This window comes from Chondromyces apiculatus DSM 436, assembly GCF_000601485.1.
Classification (GTDB): domain Bacteria; phylum Myxococcota_A; class Polyangia; order Polyangiales; family Polyangiaceae; genus Chondromyces; species Chondromyces apiculatus.
The window spans coordinates 66,489-82,721 of record NZ_ASRX01000037.1; the positions used below are offsets into that span (position 1 = coordinate 66,489).

Sequence of the window (16,233 nt, forward strand, 5' to 3'; positions counted from 1 at the left end):
GCGCTACCCTGTGGGTAACCTCGGCACGTTGCGGGGGAGACTGGTGGAGACCTCGTAGCCATGATGGGGAAGCACGACACCCGCCGGCAGCAAGGGCCTCGAAAGCTCGAGCCGCTGTCCATCGCTGGGCGGGTTCCGCCGCACGACCTCGACGCCGAAGCGGCGGTGCTGTCGGCGATCCTCCTCGACCGCGACGCGCTCGATCGGGTGCTGGAGATCCTCAAGCCAGAGCATTTCTACCACGACGCCCACGGCCGCATTTACGAGGGAGCGCAGGAGCTGGCGCTGGCCGGGACACCCATCGACATCATCTCCGTGTCCTCCTGGCTGCGTGACCGGGAGCGCTTGCAGCAGATCGGCGGCGCTGCGTATCTGGCGACCCTCGCCGACGCGACCCCCGCGGTCTCTCACGTCGCCGCGCACGCGCGGGTGGTGTACGAGAAATGGCGGCTGCGACAGCTCATCGCCACCTGTCAGCGGGTGTCCGCGGAGGGCTACGGCGACGTGGGGGAGGTGCAGGCCTTCATCGATGGCGCCGAGCAATCGATCTACCACCTGGCCCGCACGCCGCAGGGGACCTCGACGCAGCCCATTGCCATGGCGCTGCGCGCCGCGTTCGAGCAGATCACCGCTGCCGCAGAGCGTGGGGACCGCATCACGGGCATCTCCACGGGGTACGAGAAGCTCGATGCCAAGACGGCAGGTCTGCACGATGGCGACCTCATGATCGTGGCGGCGCGCCCCGGCATGGGGAAGACCTCGTTCGTCCTCAACCTCGCCGTGAACGTCGCCTCTCCGCGCTCGATGACCATGCCCGGACCCGGAGAGGACGGGCACGGGGTGGAGAGGCAGGCCCCCGGGTTCGGGGTCGCCGTGTTCTCGCTGGAAATGCCCCGTGAGCAGCTCGCCACCCGTATGGTCTGCTCCGAGGGGCGGGTCGACGTCGGCAAGGTGCGGCAAGGGTTTCTCCAGCCCGAAGACTGGAGGCGGCTCACCGAGTCCGCCTCTTACCTGTCGACCTTGCCGATCTGGATCGACGACACCTCGGCGCTGGGGCTCCTGGAGCTCCGCGCCAAGGTGCGGCGCATCCAGGCCGAGTACAACCAGGAGCCGAGCCCGGGCAACCCGGGGAGGCGGGTAGGGCTCGTGGTGGTCGACTACCTGCAGCTCATGAAGGGGCGTGAGGGTGTCTCCAGCCGTGAGCAGGAGATCAGCGAGATCTCCCGCGGCCTGAAGCAGCTCGCCAAGGAGCTTCGGGTACCGGTCATCGCCCTGTCCCAGCTCAACCGCTCCGTCGAGACGCGCACCACCAAGGACAAACGGCCTCAGCTCTCGGATCTGCGCGAGTCAGGCGCCATCGAGCAGGACGCCGACACGATCATCTTCATTTACCGCGACGAGTACTACAACGCGGAGACAACCAACGCGAAGGGCATCGCGGAGCTGATCATCTCGAAGCAGCGCAACGGCCCCACGGGCAAGGTGCTGGTGCGGTTCGCTTCCTCGTACACCCGGTTCGACAACCTGGCTCCAGGGGATTACCCCGAGATGGTCGACGACGAGTAGCGGGATGCGGACCGAGCGTCTGTCCACCAGCCCCGCCTCGATCGCCCGCGCGGCCTCGATCCTCCGCGCTGGCGGTCTCGTCGCGTTCCCGACCGAGACCGTCTACGGGATCGGCGCGAGGGCGGACGACAGCCAGGCCGCGCGGAAGATCTTCGCAGCCAAGGGGCGCCCCACCGGGAACCCGCTCATCGTCCACGGCGCCGATCTCGACCTCGTGAAGTCCTTCGTGGAGGTCTGGCCTGACGCCGCGCAGCGCCTCGCGGCTGCTTACTGGCCGGGCCCGCTCACGCTGATCCTCGCCCGCCGACCCGACCGCATCGCCGACGAGGTGGCTGCGGGAGGGCCCACAGTCGCGCTGAGGGTTCCTGCGCATCCCGTGGCCCGCGCGCTCCTCGAAGCCGCCGCGGTCCCCATCGCCGCGCCGAGCGCCAACCGCTCCAGCGAGATTTCCCCCACGACCGCTGACCACGTCTGGAAGGCGCTGGCGGGGCGCATCGACGCGGTGATCGATGGGGGGCCGTGCACCTGGGGGATCGAGTCCACGATCGTGGACGTGACCGGTACGCCTGCCATCCTCCTCCGCCATGGCGCGGTGCCTGCCCACGAGATCGCGGCGCTCGTCCCGCTCGAGATCCGCTCCGAGCAGGTTCTCGCCAGCGCCGCGCGCGCACCAGCGCCAGGCCTCCACGCACGGCACTATGCCCCTCGCGCCCGGGTCTTCCTGGTGGAGCCGCAGGCCGTGCGCGCCACCGTCGAGGCGGTGTCGGTGTCCGGCCAGCGTGTCGGCACGCTCGAGCACGGGGCTGGTCCGTCCGTGGGGCTGTATGCCGAGCGGTTGCCCTCGGAGCCCACGGCGTACGCGGCCGACCTGTATGCCGCGCTGCACCGGCTGGAGGACGCCGGGTGCGAGATCCTGATCATCGCCCATGTCCCGGAAGGGGGAGCGTGGGACGCCGTGCGTGACCGTCTCCGTCGCGCTTCGGCGGGCCTCCCCGAGAATCCCTAACGGCGCACGACGATCTGTGTCACAACCTGTCATCTCCCCTCGACGATGACGGCCGTGTCCGCATTTTCCGCCCGATGCCTCCTCCTGTCCGCCCTGTGCCTGGCGGGAGCTTTCGTGAGCCGTCCTGCGGACGCCAACCTCCTCGACCAGAGCCCGCTGCGGGCCACGTTCAACCTTGAGGACCCGGCTGTCGAGCCGCTCCCGCTGCTCTATGCGTTCCGCAACGCAGCGGTGGAGCGCCCCGGCCCCATGCGTCTCTACGTCGGAGGGCGCTACGGCCGCTGGATGCAGCGTCCATGGCAGAGCCTCGTCTGGGGCACGCAGGCGGAGCTGAAGACCGCGGCACCCCCTCCAGCGTCAGCGTCAGCGTCAGCGTCAGCGCCATCCGGTGAGGGCTCGCTACCTCCGGAGCTGACTGTGGCCGAGCTGCTCGCCGCGGCGGAGTCGTTCCCCACGGGCGCACCTCCATTCGGCACACTGCAGGAGCTGATCGAGATCTCCTCGGCGACCTCTGCGTCGTGGTTGCGGCGCTTCGAGCCCGGCTGGAGCCCCCTCCTGCTGGCTTCGACGGGGCCTGGGCTCACCTCGAACGGGTACAACCTCATCTGGACGCCGCTTCCCAAGCCGGTCCAGGACTGGCGGTGTCGCCGGCGGCCGGTGGTCTTCGCGCGTCATGGGGGTGAGCAAGCCTCTTTCCCGCTGATCCGCTGCGATGGATCCGTGGCCCCCGGAGCGCTGGACCGCCTCTCGATCATGGCCCGCCCACCTGAGGCTCCCAGCCCTGGCGAGTTTCTGCCGGACGAGCCCGATGCGGAGGCCTGGCAAGAGCTGGAGTGGGTGCCCCAGGTGCGTGTCCTCCACCCGCGGCTTCTCTGGGCGCTGCAGAAGATCGCCGACGCCTTTCCCTACCGCGCCGTCTACATCTTCAGCGGCTATCGACCGCGCGCAGAGGCCCGCAAAGGGCACAACAGCCTGCATGCCGAGGGGCGCGCGATGGACATCATGGTGATGGGTACGCCGAACGTGTCGCTCTTCAAGCTCTGCCGTACGCTCGAGGATGTGGGCTGCGGCTACTACCCCAACAGCAAGTTCGTTCATGTCGATGTGCGCCGCCCGGCGACGGGCCACGCTTTCTGGATCGACATCTCGGGCCCGGGGGAGCCATCGCGTTACGTGGATGCCTGGCCCGGCGTGGTGGAGCGTGGTGCCACGTCCTGGAGCGCCCAGGGCGCCCAGACGACGGCGCCGCTGACGCCCTGAGCGCATGGGCTGAGCGCATGGGCTGAACCCTACGGCCGGGGACATTGTCCGCTTCCCGAGGCGACGGGCGTCAGGCCCGAAGCGGCAAAGCGCTCTGGAAACTGCGGGTGGATCGCGGAGTGGGGGGCCCCGACGAGCTTTGCTGGGCGGGGGGCGGGGGTGCGAGCCCCTGCCGTGTGAATGAGATACCCTCTGGGGGTGCTGCGACTTCGGCTTGCTTACAGTGTGATGGCCTCCCTGGCAGGCTTTGCCTTCGCTGTTGCGGTGGTCTCTGGCTGCGAGGATGCGGTCCCGTCGCCAGCGACGCCGGACGGCGGGGCGGGGGCTGGCGGAACGACGGTCGGGGATGGCGGCCTCGGGGACGCAGCGAACGACGGCGACGTCACCCTCCCGGATGCTGCAGATGCCGGCGTGGCAGCGGTCATCATCGGGATCACGCCTTCACCGAGGGCCAGCGGGGACGCTCCCCCGGGGCAGGGAGAGCAGCTCGACGCCGTGCTCACCACGTTCGCGGCGGGGGTGCGCGGCGCCATGGTGCGGCGCACCCTGAGCAACACGGGCCCCGAGGCGGCTGCCGAGCTCACGGGGGTCGCGCAGCGGTATGCCGCGAATGGCAAGCAGGTCCTCTTCAACCTCGCCCTGGCAGAGCGCGCTGCCGACGGGCGTCCAGCCGAGCTTTCCACGCTGGCCTGGGACGACCCGGTGGTGATCTCCGCGGTGCACGATGCCGTGGATCTGGTGCTCGACACCTTCGGAGACTCCCTCGCGTACCTCACCTTCGGGAGCGAGGTGGACATCTACCTGACGCGACATCCGGAGCAGCGCCCCGACTTCGAGGCGCTGGCGCTGGAGGCGTGCGCCTACGCGACCCAGCACCCGGATGCGCCCCCGGCCCTGCGCACGGGCGTCGGCTTCTCGATGTCCAGCGCGTCAGCCCCCACCCTCCCGCTCACGGCGCTGCGCGAGGCAGGTGAGGTCGCGGCCTTCACGTACCTGCCCGGTGTCGCCGACGGCGCTGCCGCCCCGACCAGCGACGTGGCGGGAGCGCTGGACAGGATGATCGTGCTCGCCGATGGACGCCCGGTGGTCCTGCAGGCCACCGGCTATCCCAGCGCCGAGAGCGCAGGCGGTACGCGGGACAAGCAGCGGCTCTTCTTCTCCACCCTGGCCGAGGCGCTCGCCCCGAGGCGCGCGGCCTTCCCCTTCGTGAACGTCGTCGAACTCAACGACCCCGCGCCCGCGGCCTGCGACAGCCGGGTCTCTGCTCAGGGTGAGGCCCCGGATGGACCTTTCGAGGGTTTTGCCTGCTCTCTGGGCCTCTTCGACCTCACCGGATCCGAGAAACCCGCGTGGGGTGAGGTGGCCGCCATCGCGGCAACGTTCGCCTCACCTTGATCCGTGAGGTAGTCTCAGGCTCCTCGGCGCCTCAGATCGCGGCCGCACCCAGCGGACGCGGGCGGGGGGCTCCGGACTGAAGCCAACCCCACCGGCGGGCGCCGGACCCCCCCGAGGGCGCCGCTTGCCGAGATGATCGCTGAACGAAAAAGGTGAGAGATGGCCGAGATGCGAACAGGGATGGTCGAGACGATCGCCGCGATGCAGGACTACGCCCTCTACCGCGATCTCTCGTGGGAGGGCTCGTTCGAGGACTACCTCAACATCGTTCGCCAGCAGCCCCAGGTCACGCGCAACGCGTACCAGCGGGCCTACGACATGATCATCCGGTACGGGACCGAAGAGTACACGGACAACAAGAAGAAGCTCGTTCGCTACAACTTCTTCAAGGACGAGCTGAACGGAGGCCGGGACGCCATCTACGGCCTCGACATCCCGCTGATGCGGCTGGTCCACGTCCTCAGGGCGGCGGCGGAAGGGTACGGGCCCGAGAAGCGCGTGATCCTGCTCCACGGCCCGGTGGGCTCGTCGAAGTCCACCATCGCCAGGCTGCTGAAGAAGGGGGTCGAGCACTACTCCTCCACGCCCGACGGCGCCCTGTACACGTACGACTGGGTGGATCTGGATGGCGTCGGCATGGCTGGCTCGGAGGGGACCAGGTTCAAGTGCCCCATGCACGAGGAGCCCTTGCGGCTCATCCCCGTGGCCTGGCGTGAGCGGGCGATCCGTGAACTCGGGCTGTCCAACGAGCGCTTCCAGGTGCGCGTCGAGGGCGAACTCAACCCGGCCTGTCGCTTCATCTTCGCCCGCCTCATGGAGCGCTACGGCGGTGACTGGGGAAAGGTGATGCAGCACATCCGGGTGAGGCGCCTGGTGCTCTCCGAGAAGGACCGCATCGGCATCGGCACCTTCCAGCCCAAGGACGAGAAGAACCAGGACTCGACCGAACTCACCGGCGACATCAACTACCGCAAGATCGCCGAGTACGGGTCGGACTCCGATCCGCGCGCCTTCAACTTCGACGGCGAGTTCAACATCGCCAACCGCGGCGTGGTCGAGTTCATCGAGGTCCTCAAGCTGGACGTCGCCTTCCTCTACGACCTGCTCGGCGCCTCGCAGGAGCACAAGATCAAGCCGAAGAAGTTCGCGCAGACGGACATCGACGAGCTGATCATCGGCCACACCAACGAGGCCGAGTACAAGAAGCTCCTCAGCAACGAGTTCATGGAGGCGCTGCGGGATCGCACGATCAAGATCGACATCCCCTACATCACCAAGGTCTCCGAGGAGATCCGGATCTACGAGAAGGACTTCAACCGCGAGAAGATCCGCGGCAAGCACATCGCCCCGCACACCCTGGAGGTCGCGGCGATGTGGGCGACGCTCACCCGCCTCGAGGACCCGAAGAAGCACAACCTCTCGCTCGTGCAGAAGATGAAGCTGTACGACGGCAAGGTCCTCCCGGGGTACACGCAGGACACCGTGAAGGAGCTCCGCAAGGAGGCGCCGCGCGAGGGCATGGACGGCATCAGCCCGCGCTACGTGCAGGACAAGATCTCGAACGCCCTCGTGAACGACATCGGCGAGGGCACCATCAACCCGTTCATGGTGCTGAGCGAGCTGGAGAAGGGCCTCCGCCACCACTCGCTGCTCACCAACGACGATGAGCGCAAGCGCTACGGCGAGTGCATCGGCATGGTGAAGCGCGAGTACGAGGAGATGGTCAAGAACGAGGTGCAGCGCGCGATCAGCGCCGACGAGGACGCCATCCTGAAGCTCGCTGCCAACTACATCGACTCGATCAAGGCCTTCACCCTCAAGGAGAAGGTCAAGGATCGCTTCACGAGGGAGGACGTGGAGCCTGACGAGCGGCTGATGCGCTCGATCGAGGAGAAGATCGAGATCCCCGAGAACCGCAAGGACGACTTCCGCCGCGAGATCATGAATTACATCGGCGCGCTCGCGGTCGACGGGAAGAAGTTCGAGTGGCACACGAACGACCGCCTGCGGCGCGCCCTGGAGCTGAAGCTCTTCGAGGACCAGAAGGACGCCATCAAGCTGCAGACCCTGGTCTCCAGCGTCATCGACAAGGAGACGCAGGAGAAGATCGACATCATCAAGACGAGGTTGATGAAGTACTTCGGCTACAACGAGGTGTCTGCGCGCGACGTGCTCGACTACGTGGCATCCATCTACGCGCGCGGGGACACGAAGTAGCGCGTCACCCCTCGCCGGCCGCCTTGCGCAAGCGTGTGACCTCGCGCTCCAGGGCGGCCACCGTCCGCTTCAGATCACGCAGCTCGTCGGAGGTCGCGAGCCCCATGGTCTTCGCGAACGTCTCCTTCTGCTCGGTGGTGAAGGAGGAGACCCTCCCGGGGACGCTCATGGCGGTCATGAAGAGCCTCATCAGCCGTTCGTCCTGCATGAGCTTGGTGACATTGGGATTGGCGGCGAGCTTCATGCCCTCCGTGACCAGCTTGTCTTTCAGCGACATCGATGCAGGGTAGCATGGCCCTCTCGGAGCCTGCGCTTCCGCCCGGGCATCACCGCGGGCCGTGGGTGGCGGTCCTCTGCTGCGCGGCCCTTCCGACGAGGCTCACGATGCTGCATCACACACGCTCCTGGGGAGACCGGCGCCGATGAGCGGAGGGCTCAGGTGGATCATCATGGGTGATCTGGCGATCTCCTTCACGGAGCTTGGCCCGAGCGAGGATGCCGTCTGGGATGCGTTCGCGAGGGACCTCTCCGAGAGGGGTGTGAACCGCCTCCTCGCGACGAGCCTCGGCGCGATCGACGTGACCAGCGCCCAGCGCAGGATCATTGCGGATGCCCTGAAGCAGCGGAAGATCGCGGCAGCGGCGGTGATGGACGACCGGCTTTCGCGAGGCGTGGTGACCGCGGTGACGTGGCAGGGCGTCGACATCGAGATCTACGCCTGGTCGGAGCTGAGGGAAGCGATCCTCTCTCTGAACGTCCCCCCCGCCGAGGTCGATGCCGTGATCGACGCGACGATCAGGCTGCGCGCAGCGGCGACGACCTGAGGCGCGCCGTCAGCGCCGCCAGCGGCTGACCTGCCCCGCCTTCACTCCACCTCGACGAGGACCGCGGTGATGTTGTCTCGGCCGCCGCGCTGGTTGGCCAGATCGATGAAGCGATCCACGGCGTCGTCGCCGCCGTGCACTGCGATCTCGGCGATCTCTTCGTCGGAGCGCAGGTAGCCATGCAGCCCGTCCGAGCAGAGCAGGTAGCGATCTCCCGCGTCGGCCGCGACGATGGAGGTGTCGACTTCGACGTAGTCGCGGTTGCCCACGGCCCGGGTGATCACGTTGCGGTGCGGGGATTGCCGCGCCTCCTCCGGTGAGATGAGGCCGTTCTTGATCTGCCAGGCGATGAGGGTGTGGTCCTCGGTCATCTGCACGGTGCGGCCGCTCCGCACCTGGTAGATGCGGCTGTCGCCCACCTGTCCGGTGACCACCGCGCCGCCCACGGCGAGCGCCACGCTCAGCGTGGTCCCCATCCCGCTCTTGTCGCGTTCGAGCTGGGAGATCGCGAACACCATGTACGTCGCCGCCTGGATGGCGCCCTCGATGAGCCGGCACACGGCCCGCGCCTTTTCCGGGGTCAGGGGCGCGTCCGGGTCCCCCAGCGACGGCAAGCCCCGCTTGACCATGCCGTAGACGGTCTCGACGGCCTCGGCGCTCGCCACCTCACCGGCGGCGTGCCCCCCCATGCCGTCGGCGACGATGTAAAGCCGGAGCGCATCGTCTCGAAAGAACGCATCTTCGTTCGTGCGCCGGTGGCGCCCGACATCCGTGCGGCCGAAAGATCGGACTCTCATCGCCTGGTCGCCGGACCCTCGCATGGCACACCCCGCCAGCCCGATCGACCAGGCGGGCGGCGCGGCGGCTGGGCCAAGGACAATAATCGCCTTGAGCAGGATCTGTCGAGGGGTGCGATGGTCAGATAAGCTCCATCGGGTCTTCCCATGGTGATGACCGGCCGCAGCTTCTCCGCGGTATGTGGGCTGGATACCCTCCGGCCGCGTCTCGCAGAGGTCCGCCGTTCCGCCCGCTCCCCCGCGGGTGGGCTCCTGTTCCTCAGCGGTGCGCTGACCCAGCAGCTCCCCGCCGTGACCGAACTCGTCCGCGACGTCTGGAAGGGCATCCCCACCTGCGTGGTGCCTGCAGCCGGCGTCCTGAGCGAGCGCGGAGAGATCGAGTCCGAGGCCGCGGCCAGCGGGCTGCTGTGGGAGGGAGGCCGCTCCCTGGCGTTCGCGGCTCAACCCGGGGCGCTCGGCGCGGCGGTCGCGGAGGTGCTCGCCCCTGCAAGCCCCCCGAGCGCCGCTGGTGCGGTGGGCGCGAGAGGCGGACCGCGCGCGGGCACGATGCTCGTCTTTGCCCGGCCCGACGCCCTGGGGGCCGAGCATCTCGGCGCGCTGGTCGCGGCAGCGCCGGGGTCGTGCATCTTCGGCGCCGGGACGGTGGGCGCGAGCCCGAGGGCCATCAGCGCGGCCGGAGAGATCCTCGAAGCACCGGTGGCGGGGCTGGCCCTGATGGGCCTGTCGCTGCCGCTCCTCGAAGCCTGCGGCGGGTGCAGGTTGCTCTCGGCCTTCCATTCCATCGACGAGGTCACCGACGGGGGCCTCGTCCTCTCTGCCGGCGGCAAGCCTGCGCTGGAGTTGCTCTCGTCGTGCACCGCCCACATCCGGCGGCGCGGCACGCCCGATCCCGCGGAGCCCGCGCCTGTGGTGCTCGCGGCCCTCGCCGACCCGGGGACGGAGTCGGACGAGGCACCCCGGTACGTCGTCCGGCCCGTCCGCGGCATCGATCCGTCGCGGCGCGCGCTCCTGATCGGCGACGCGGCCCGCCCCGGGGTGCGCCTGGCCTTTGCCGTGCGTGATGCCGCGGCGGCGCGCACGGAACTCGCTGCCGCCGCCCAGCGCGCCGCCCGTGGCACGCTCGGGGCAGCGCCCCGCTTCGCCCTCTACCTGAGCTGCGCAGGCCGCGGCCAGAACCTGCACGGCGCTCCCGACGTCGAAGCGCGCATCCTCAAGCAGCGCTTCGGCGACCTGCCCATCGCCGGCATGCACTCGGCCTTCGAGATCATCCCCTGGGCCGGCGGGGATGACATCCGCATCGCGCTCTACACCGGCGTGCTTGCGTTGTTTCGCGCGCCGAGCTGACGCGCGCCGAGCTGACCCGCGCCGAGCTGACGGCGACCCTCTCCGCCCGCCTCAGCGCTCCCGGTACGCTTCGAGGATCGCGTCCGCGCGCCGCTTCACCACGGCGTGCAGCGCAGCGAAGCGCGGGTGCTGGCGTGCTTCGTCCAGCATCGGGCACCGGTCCAGCCACAGGAGGTCGATCAGCGCTGCGTCGATCGCGCGCTGGATCTCGTTGAGCACCTCCTCCGTGTCGCCCACGAACCCGTGCACCTCGGCCCGGAGCTGGTGCATGAAGGCCCGGCGCCGCGGCGCGTGGTGCGACATCTCGGCGCTCAGCATCTGGGGTGTGTTCCCCGGGATCCGACCCTCGCGCATGATCTGGAGCAGCGCCCGCGCCATCCCCGGGACGTGCATCTGCTCGTCGAGGTCACGGAGCAGCCCCTCGGCCTTCGAGACGTCGCGCCGCCAGAGCAGGTAGCGGGCGCGGATGGGCCACTGCTCGCTCCCGAGCTGCGCGGCTGCCGAAAGCTCGGTGTCCGCCTCTTTCCAGCGCCCTTGCAGCGCGTACAGGCGCGTGAGGGAGGCGTGCGCCAGCGGGGTGCTCGGATCCAGGTTGAGCGCGGACTCGCACCACCGCTGGCCGTCCCCCACCTCCCCGGCTTCCAGCAAGATGCTCGCGAGCAATCCCTGCGCCTCGGCCAGGGCCGGGCTGCGCGAGAGCGCTCGCCGCAGCTCCCGGACCGCTCCTGCCGCGTCGCTGTCGTGGAGGCGCACAGCGGCGAGCGCGAGCCGCGTCTCTGCCAGATCGGGGGCTGCCTTCACCGCGCGCGCTGCGGCCTCCGCGACCTGGTCCCCGCCTTCGCCCGTGAAGAACCACAGCCGGCAGCGGGCGAGCGCGGAGGCGGCCAGGATCATGGGATCGCCGGGGACCCGCGCGAGTGCCTGCTCGTACAGCGCGAGCGCTTCCCTCAGGCTCGACGGCCAGAACCTCCGGTAGAGCTGCCTGCCCCGCAGGTACAGATCGATGGCCACCGGATCGGAGGGCGACTCCCGCACCGGGGCGGCCGGCGCGTCGGAGGTCAGCGCCTCCACGATGGCGTGCGCCACCTCGTCGCTCATGCGCAGCACCTCCTGCTCGGGCCGATCCAGCCGCTGCGCCCAGAGCTGGAAGCCGTCTGCCACGCTGATCAGCCGCGCGCTGATCCGCACCGCGCCGCCCCGCCGCCTCACCGAGCCGTCGACGACCACCTGCACGCCGAGTTCGCGGCCGATCTCCAGGGGATCCTGGTCGCCGCCTTTGAAGCGGTTCACCACGCCGCGCGGCTTCACCCGGAGCCCCCGCGTCATGGACAGGGTGTCGATCAGATCATCGGTCAGCTCGTCGGCGAGGTACGCATCGTCGCTCGGCCCCTGGTTGCGGAACGGCAGCACGGCTACGCCCTTGTCACCCACGGCGGGCGCGGCGGCCGGGGCAGGGAAGGGGAAGCTCGGCTTCGGCGGCTCGGGCGTGACGTTCTCCTGGGGCTGCGTCAGCGTCGACAGCGCCTCTGCCACGGCCTCCGCGGTCGCGAAGCGCGCCGCGGGATCGCGCGCCATGCACTGCAGGATCACCCGCGCGAAGCCCGCGGGCAGATCGGCCCTCCGCGTCCGGGGATCGGGCGGGTCGGTGATCAGCTTCGCCGCTGCCACGGCGAAGACCCCATCGCCGCGCCACGCCCGCTCTCCCGTGAACATCTCGAAGAGCATCGCGCCGAGCGCGTACACGTCGGCGCGCCCGTCGATGTCCTGAAGTCCCTGCACCTGCTCCGGCGCCATGTAGGCCGGGGTCCCCAGGGTCATCCCCACCGTGTTGCTCGCTCCGCCCTCCAGGTTGAAGGCCCGCGCGATGCCGAAGTCCGTGAGCACCACCCGCCCGTCCCTGGCGATGAGCACGTTGTCCGGCTTCAGGTCGCGGTGGATGACGCCTGCCTTGTGCGCCGCCCCGAGCCCCGCGCACACCGCGCGGGTGATCTCCACGCCGCGCCCGAGCGTCATGGCCCCCTCGCGCGCCAGCAGATCGGCGAGCGACTCTCCGTCGACGTACTCCATGGTCAGGAACTTGTCGCCGCCGTGCTCCCCGATGTCGAAGACCCTCGCCACGTTGGGGTGCGTCACCCGCCGCGCCAGCCGCACCTCCCGCCTGAACCGCTCGATCACCCCTGCCTTGTCGGCGATCTCCCGGCGCAGCGTCTTCAGCGCCACGACCTCGTCGAGCTCCGTGTCGCGGGCGCGGTAGACGTTGCCCATCCCTCCCGAGCCCACGAGGCTCAGCAGCTCGTAGCGCCCGCCGAGCACCTGCCGCGCCATGGCCTCACCCCCAGCCGCACCCGAGAGCGGCCCGCTGGCCGGCCCCCGGAAGTCCGGGCCCGTCGTCGGCGGTGTCGACGGCGTCGAGGGGGTTGCCGGTGTCGAGGGCATCGACGGCGTCACGGGAGACGACGGCGTGGTGCCCCCGGGCGCGCCGAGGGGCGACGGCGGTGTGACGACGCTCCCGCTCCTGGGCTGCCCAGGGAGAGGATCTGCGAGCTGCGTCACCTCGATCGTCTCGTCGTTGCTCAGCTTGTACTGGCTCATCATTCATCCCGCAAAGAACGCCGGGTGCGCCGAGCCACCGCCGAGGTGACCGGGTGGGGAGGGTATCGCAGATCCAGGTGGCCGGGTTTTGCTACCCTCCCGTGCCCCTCATGGCGCCCGCGCAGTCCGTCGTCGTCAAGGGCCTCTCGAAGGTCTACCAAGTGCACGAGCGTGGCGCTGGCCTCACAGCGTCGCTCCGGTCCCTGTTTCACCGGCGTTACCGCGCGGTCCAGGCGGTCCAGGATCTCTCCTTCAGCATCGCCCCGGGAGAGCGTGTCGGTTTCCTCGGTCCCAACGGCGCCGGCAAGACCACGACGCTCAAGGTGCTCTCGGGCCTGCTCCACCCGACCGAGGGCGAGGTCCTGGTTTCGGGCTTCGTGCCTCAGCGCCGCCAGGTGGAGTTCCTCAAGCAGATCACCCTGGTCATGGGCCAGAAGCAGCAGCTCCTCTGGGATCTGCCCCCGGTCGAGACCTTCGCCCTGAACCGCGCCATCTACGACATCGAGGAGCGCACGTTCAAGCAGACCCTCGACGAACTCACCACGCTCCTCGACATCGGCACCATCGCCCAGAAGCCCACCCGCCAGCTCTCCCTCGGCGAGCGGATGAAGTGCGAGCTGGCCGCCGCGCTGCTGCACCGGCCGCAGGTCCTCTTCCTCGACGAGCCCACCATCGGGCTCGACGTCTCCATGCAGCTCACCGTGCGCGAGTTCATCCACAGCTACAACGAGCGCCATGGCGCCACGGTGATCCTGACCTCCCACTACATGGACGACGTCGCTGCCCTGTGTCCGCGGGTGATCGTCATCGACCACGGGCGGCTCCGCTACGACGGCAGCCTCCCCGACCTGGTGCGCAGCGTGAACCCCCACAAGCAGATCGCCTTGCGCACCAGCGCCCCGCTCGACCGTGCCGCGCTCGAACGCGTCGGCGCCGTGGTCGCGCTCGACGCCGCGCGGGCGGTGCTCCAGGTCCCCCGCGCCGCGCTCCACGAGGCCGTCGCCCACCTCCTCGGCCGCCCCGAGGTCACCGACCTGACCGTGGAAGATCCCCCCCTCGAAGAGGTAATGCGCGCGTTCTTCGCGCGTCCCACGGCCGAGCAGGAAGCCGCCCCGTGAACCTCCGCAGCCTCCGCCGCGCCACCCGCGTCCTCCGCGCCTACCCGACCCTCCTCCGCGTCGGCTTCGCCGGGGTCATGGCGTACCGCGCCGAGATGCTCGTCTGGATGCTCACCACCACCATGCCCCTCGTGAGCCTCGCCCTGTGGACGGCGGTCTCTTCCCGGGCACCCGTGGGCAAGTTCGGCCCGGCGGACTTCACGGCGTACTTCCTCGCCATCCTCATCGTCCGGCAGCTCACCAGCTCCTGGCTGGTCTGGGAACTCAACGCCGAGATCAAGAGCGGCGCCCTCTCGCAGCGGCTCCTCAAGCCCATGCACCCCCTCTTTCTCTTCAGCGCCGACAACCTCGCCGCGATCCCCATCCGCTCGCTGCTCTGCCTGCCCCTCGCCCTCGTCCTGCTCTTCGCCACGGGCGACCGGATCCCGAGGGACCCCACCACGCTCGCGCTGGTCGCCGTCGCGCTGCTCGGCGCGTGGCTGCTCAACTTCCTCGTCTCGGCCTTGATCGGCGCCCTCGCCTTCGTGATGGAGAGCTCCACGGCGATCTTCGAGGTCTACCTCGCCGCCTTCTCGATCTTCGCCGGCTACCTCGTGCCGATCGAGCTGTTCCCCCCCACCTTGCGCGCCGTGTCCGAGGCGCTCCCCTTCCGCTACACGCTCGCCCTCCCTGCCGAGCTGCTCACCGGCCTGCTCGATCCAGCCCGCGCCTTGCCCCAGCTCGCCGTCCAGTGGGCCTACGTCCTTGGGGCCCTCGTGGCGACGACCCTCGCCTGGCGCGCCGGCATCCGCCGCTTCGCCGCGTTCGGGGGCTGACCGCGTGCGCTACCTCCGCCTGCTCCTCACCCAGATCCGCATCTCCCTCGCCCTCGGCATGCAGTACCGCTGGGAGTTCCTCCTCGGCGGCGGCCTCACCGTCGTCTGGACCCTGATCAGCCTGGTGCCCTTGCACATCGCCTTCAGCGGCAGGCCGCCCATCGAGGGCTGGACCTACGAGCGCGCCCTGGTGGTCGTCGGGTGGTTCACCCTCCTCAAGGGCGTGCTCGATGGCGCGGTCAACCCCTCCCTGATCCGCGTCGTCGAGCAGATCCGCCAGGGCACGCTCGACTTCACCCTCCTCAAGCCCGCCGACGCCCAGTTCCTGGTCTCCACCGCCAAGTTCGAGGTCTGGAAGGTCGTCGACGTCACCGCCGCCCTCGCGATCTTCACCTATGCCTTCTCCCGCCTCGGTCGGGCGCCTGCCGTCGTCGACGTGGCCGTCGCCCTCGCCATGCTCGGGGCCGCGACGCTGGTGCTCTACTCGCTGTGGATCCTGGTCATCGCCGCCGCGTTCTGGGTGGTCCGGCTCGACAACCTCGCCTACCTCTTCAACTCCCTCTTCGACTTCGCGCGCTGGCCAGTGACCATGTTCAGCGGCATCTGGCGGGTGATCTTCACCGTGGTCATCCCCCTTGCGCTCATGACCACCTACCCCGCCCTCGCCCTGCTCGGCGCGCTCCCGCCCCGGACCGGGCTCCTCTCGGTCGGGGGGGCGCTCCTCTTCGCTGTGGTCGCCCGCGTCGTCTGGCGCCGGGCCATCGCCCACTACACCTCGGCGTCGAGCTGAGCCAGGCGCCTCATCCCCGTCCTCGACGCCGGCCGCGCGGCGCGTCAAGATCGACCCTTCACCGAGGGTGACAAGATGAGCAAGACAGAAGAAAAGATCGATGACGCCTGGCGGGAGCGCCTGACCGACGAGCAGTTCAAGGTGGCCCGCTGCGGGGGCACCGAGCGCGCGTTCACGGGCAAGTACTGGGATCACAAGGGCGACGGCACCTACGTCTGCGTGTGCTGCCGGAAAAACCTGTTCGACTCCCGCTCCAAGTTCGACTCCGGCTCCGGCTGGCCGAGCTTCTGGGAGCCCGCCGCCCGGCCCGCGGTCAAGGAGCACGAGGATCTCTCCTACGGCATGCGCCGCGTCGAGGTCCGCTGCAGCGACTGCGACGCCCACCTCGGCCACGTCTTCCCCGACGGCCCCCTCCCCACGGGGCAGCGCTACTGCATCAACTCCGCCTCGCTCGACTTCGAGCCCCGCGGCAGCGCGAGCTGAGCGCCCCCGACGGGATACGCGCCGCG

14 protein-coding genes are annotated in these 16,233 nt (G+C 69.6%); 11 read left to right on the forward strand and 3 right to left on the reverse strand.

All coding sequences use genetic code 11. The features are described 5' to 3' along the window. Window positions 1-60: 60 nt before the first annotated feature. The 5 genes from dnaB to CAP_RS22790 all read left to right on the forward strand — a co-directional run bounded on the left by dnaB (window position 61) and on the right by CAP_RS22790 (window position 7,444). Window positions 61-1,566, forward strand: coding sequence for a replicative DNA helicase (gene dnaB / locus CAP_RS22770; RefSeq protein WP_231511626.1), 1,506 nt, complete (start codon window positions 61-63; stop codon window positions 1,564-1,566). Window positions 1,567-1,570: 4 nt separating this feature from the next. Continuing rightward, a complete protein-coding gene (locus tag CAP_RS22775; protein WP_044244583.1) occupies window positions 1,571-2,572 on the forward strand; it encodes an L-threonylcarbamoyladenylate synthase in 1,002 nt (333 codons plus the stop codon). A gap of 114 nt (window positions 2,573-2,686) precedes the next feature. Continuing rightward, on the forward strand, window positions 2,687-3,832 hold the full coding sequence (locus CAP_RS22780; protein WP_231511627.1) for a YcbK family protein: 1,146 nt from the start codon (window positions 2,687-2,689) through the stop codon (window positions 3,830-3,832). Between the two features lie 228 nt (window positions 3,833-4,060). Then, window positions 4,061-5,227 (forward strand): hypothetical protein, encoded by a 1,167-nt coding sequence (locus tag CAP_RS22785; RefSeq protein ID WP_044244586.1) that lies wholly within the window; start codon window positions 4,061-4,063, stop codon window positions 5,225-5,227. 159 nt (window positions 5,228-5,386) lie between these two features. Continuing rightward, window positions 5,387-7,444 carry a PrkA family serine protein kinase gene (locus CAP_RS22790; protein ID WP_044244588.1) on the forward strand — a complete coding sequence of 686 codons (2,058 nt, stop codon included), beginning with the start codon at window positions 5,387-5,389 and terminating at the stop codon, window positions 7,442-7,444. 4 nt (window positions 7,445-7,448) lie between these two features. Here CAP_RS22790 and CAP_RS22795 read toward each other — a convergent pair whose 3' ends face one another. Continuing rightward, a complete protein-coding gene (locus CAP_RS22795; protein ID WP_044244589.1) occupies window positions 7,449-7,721 on the reverse strand; it encodes a hypothetical protein in 273 nt (90 codons plus the stop codon). A gap of 172 nt (window positions 7,722-7,893) precedes the next feature. Between CAP_RS22795 and CAP_RS22800 the strand changes: the two genes are divergently transcribed. Then, a complete protein-coding gene (locus CAP_RS22800; RefSeq protein ID WP_156041055.1) occupies window positions 7,894-8,268 on the forward strand; it encodes a hypothetical protein in 375 nt (124 codons plus the stop codon). A 41-nt stretch (window positions 8,269-8,309) separates the two neighbouring features. Here the strand turns inward: CAP_RS22800 and CAP_RS22805 are convergent, their stop codons facing one another. Next, the gene (locus CAP_RS22805) at window positions 8,310-9,065 is read right to left on the reverse strand and encodes a PP2C family protein-serine/threonine phosphatase (protein ID WP_044244670.1); all 756 of its coding nucleotides are present in this window, start codon (window positions 9,063-9,065) and stop codon (window positions 8,310-8,312) included. A gap of 153 nt (window positions 9,066-9,218) precedes the next feature. Between CAP_RS22805 and CAP_RS22810 the strand changes: the two genes are divergently transcribed. Next, entirely contained in the window at window positions 9,219-10,409 is a 1,191-nt protein-coding gene (locus tag CAP_RS22810; RefSeq protein WP_044244672.1) for an FIST C-terminal domain-containing protein, read from the forward strand. 51 nt (window positions 10,410-10,460) lie between these two features. On the opposite strand, the gene CAP_RS22815 is transcribed toward CAP_RS22810, so the two are convergent. Beyond that, complete coding sequence (locus CAP_RS22815) at window positions 10,461-13,001, reverse strand: protein kinase domain-containing protein (protein WP_156041056.1); 2,541 nt, start codon at window positions 12,999-13,001, stop codon at window positions 10,461-10,463. Window positions 13,002-13,111: 110 nt separating this feature from the next. On the opposite strand from CAP_RS22815, the gene CAP_RS22820 reads away from it, so the two are divergent. The 4 genes from CAP_RS22820 to msrB all read left to right on the forward strand — a co-directional run bounded on the left by CAP_RS22820 (window position 13,112) and on the right by msrB (window position 16,207). Further along, window positions 13,112-14,119: an ABC transporter ATP-binding protein gene (locus CAP_RS22820; RefSeq protein ID WP_044244593.1), complete on the forward strand. Its 1,008-nt coding sequence runs from the start codon at window positions 13,112-13,114 to the stop codon at window positions 14,117-14,119. Next, window positions 14,116-14,934, forward strand: coding sequence for an ABC transporter permease (locus tag CAP_RS22825; protein ID WP_231511628.1), 819 nt, complete (start codon window positions 14,116-14,118; stop codon window positions 14,932-14,934). The genes CAP_RS22820 and CAP_RS22825 overlap by 4 nt, the downstream gene beginning before the upstream one ends. A gap of 4 nt (window positions 14,935-14,938) precedes the next feature. After that, window positions 14,939-15,724, forward strand: coding sequence for an ABC transporter permease (locus CAP_RS22830; protein ID WP_231511629.1), 786 nt, complete (start codon window positions 14,939-14,941; stop codon window positions 15,722-15,724). A 75-nt stretch (window positions 15,725-15,799) separates the two neighbouring features. Next, complete coding sequence (gene msrB, locus CAP_RS22835; protein WP_044244594.1) at window positions 15,800-16,207, forward strand: peptide-methionine (R)-S-oxide reductase MsrB; 408 nt, start codon at window positions 15,800-15,802, stop codon at window positions 16,205-16,207. The last annotated feature ends 26 nt before the right edge of the window (window positions 16,208-16,233 follow it).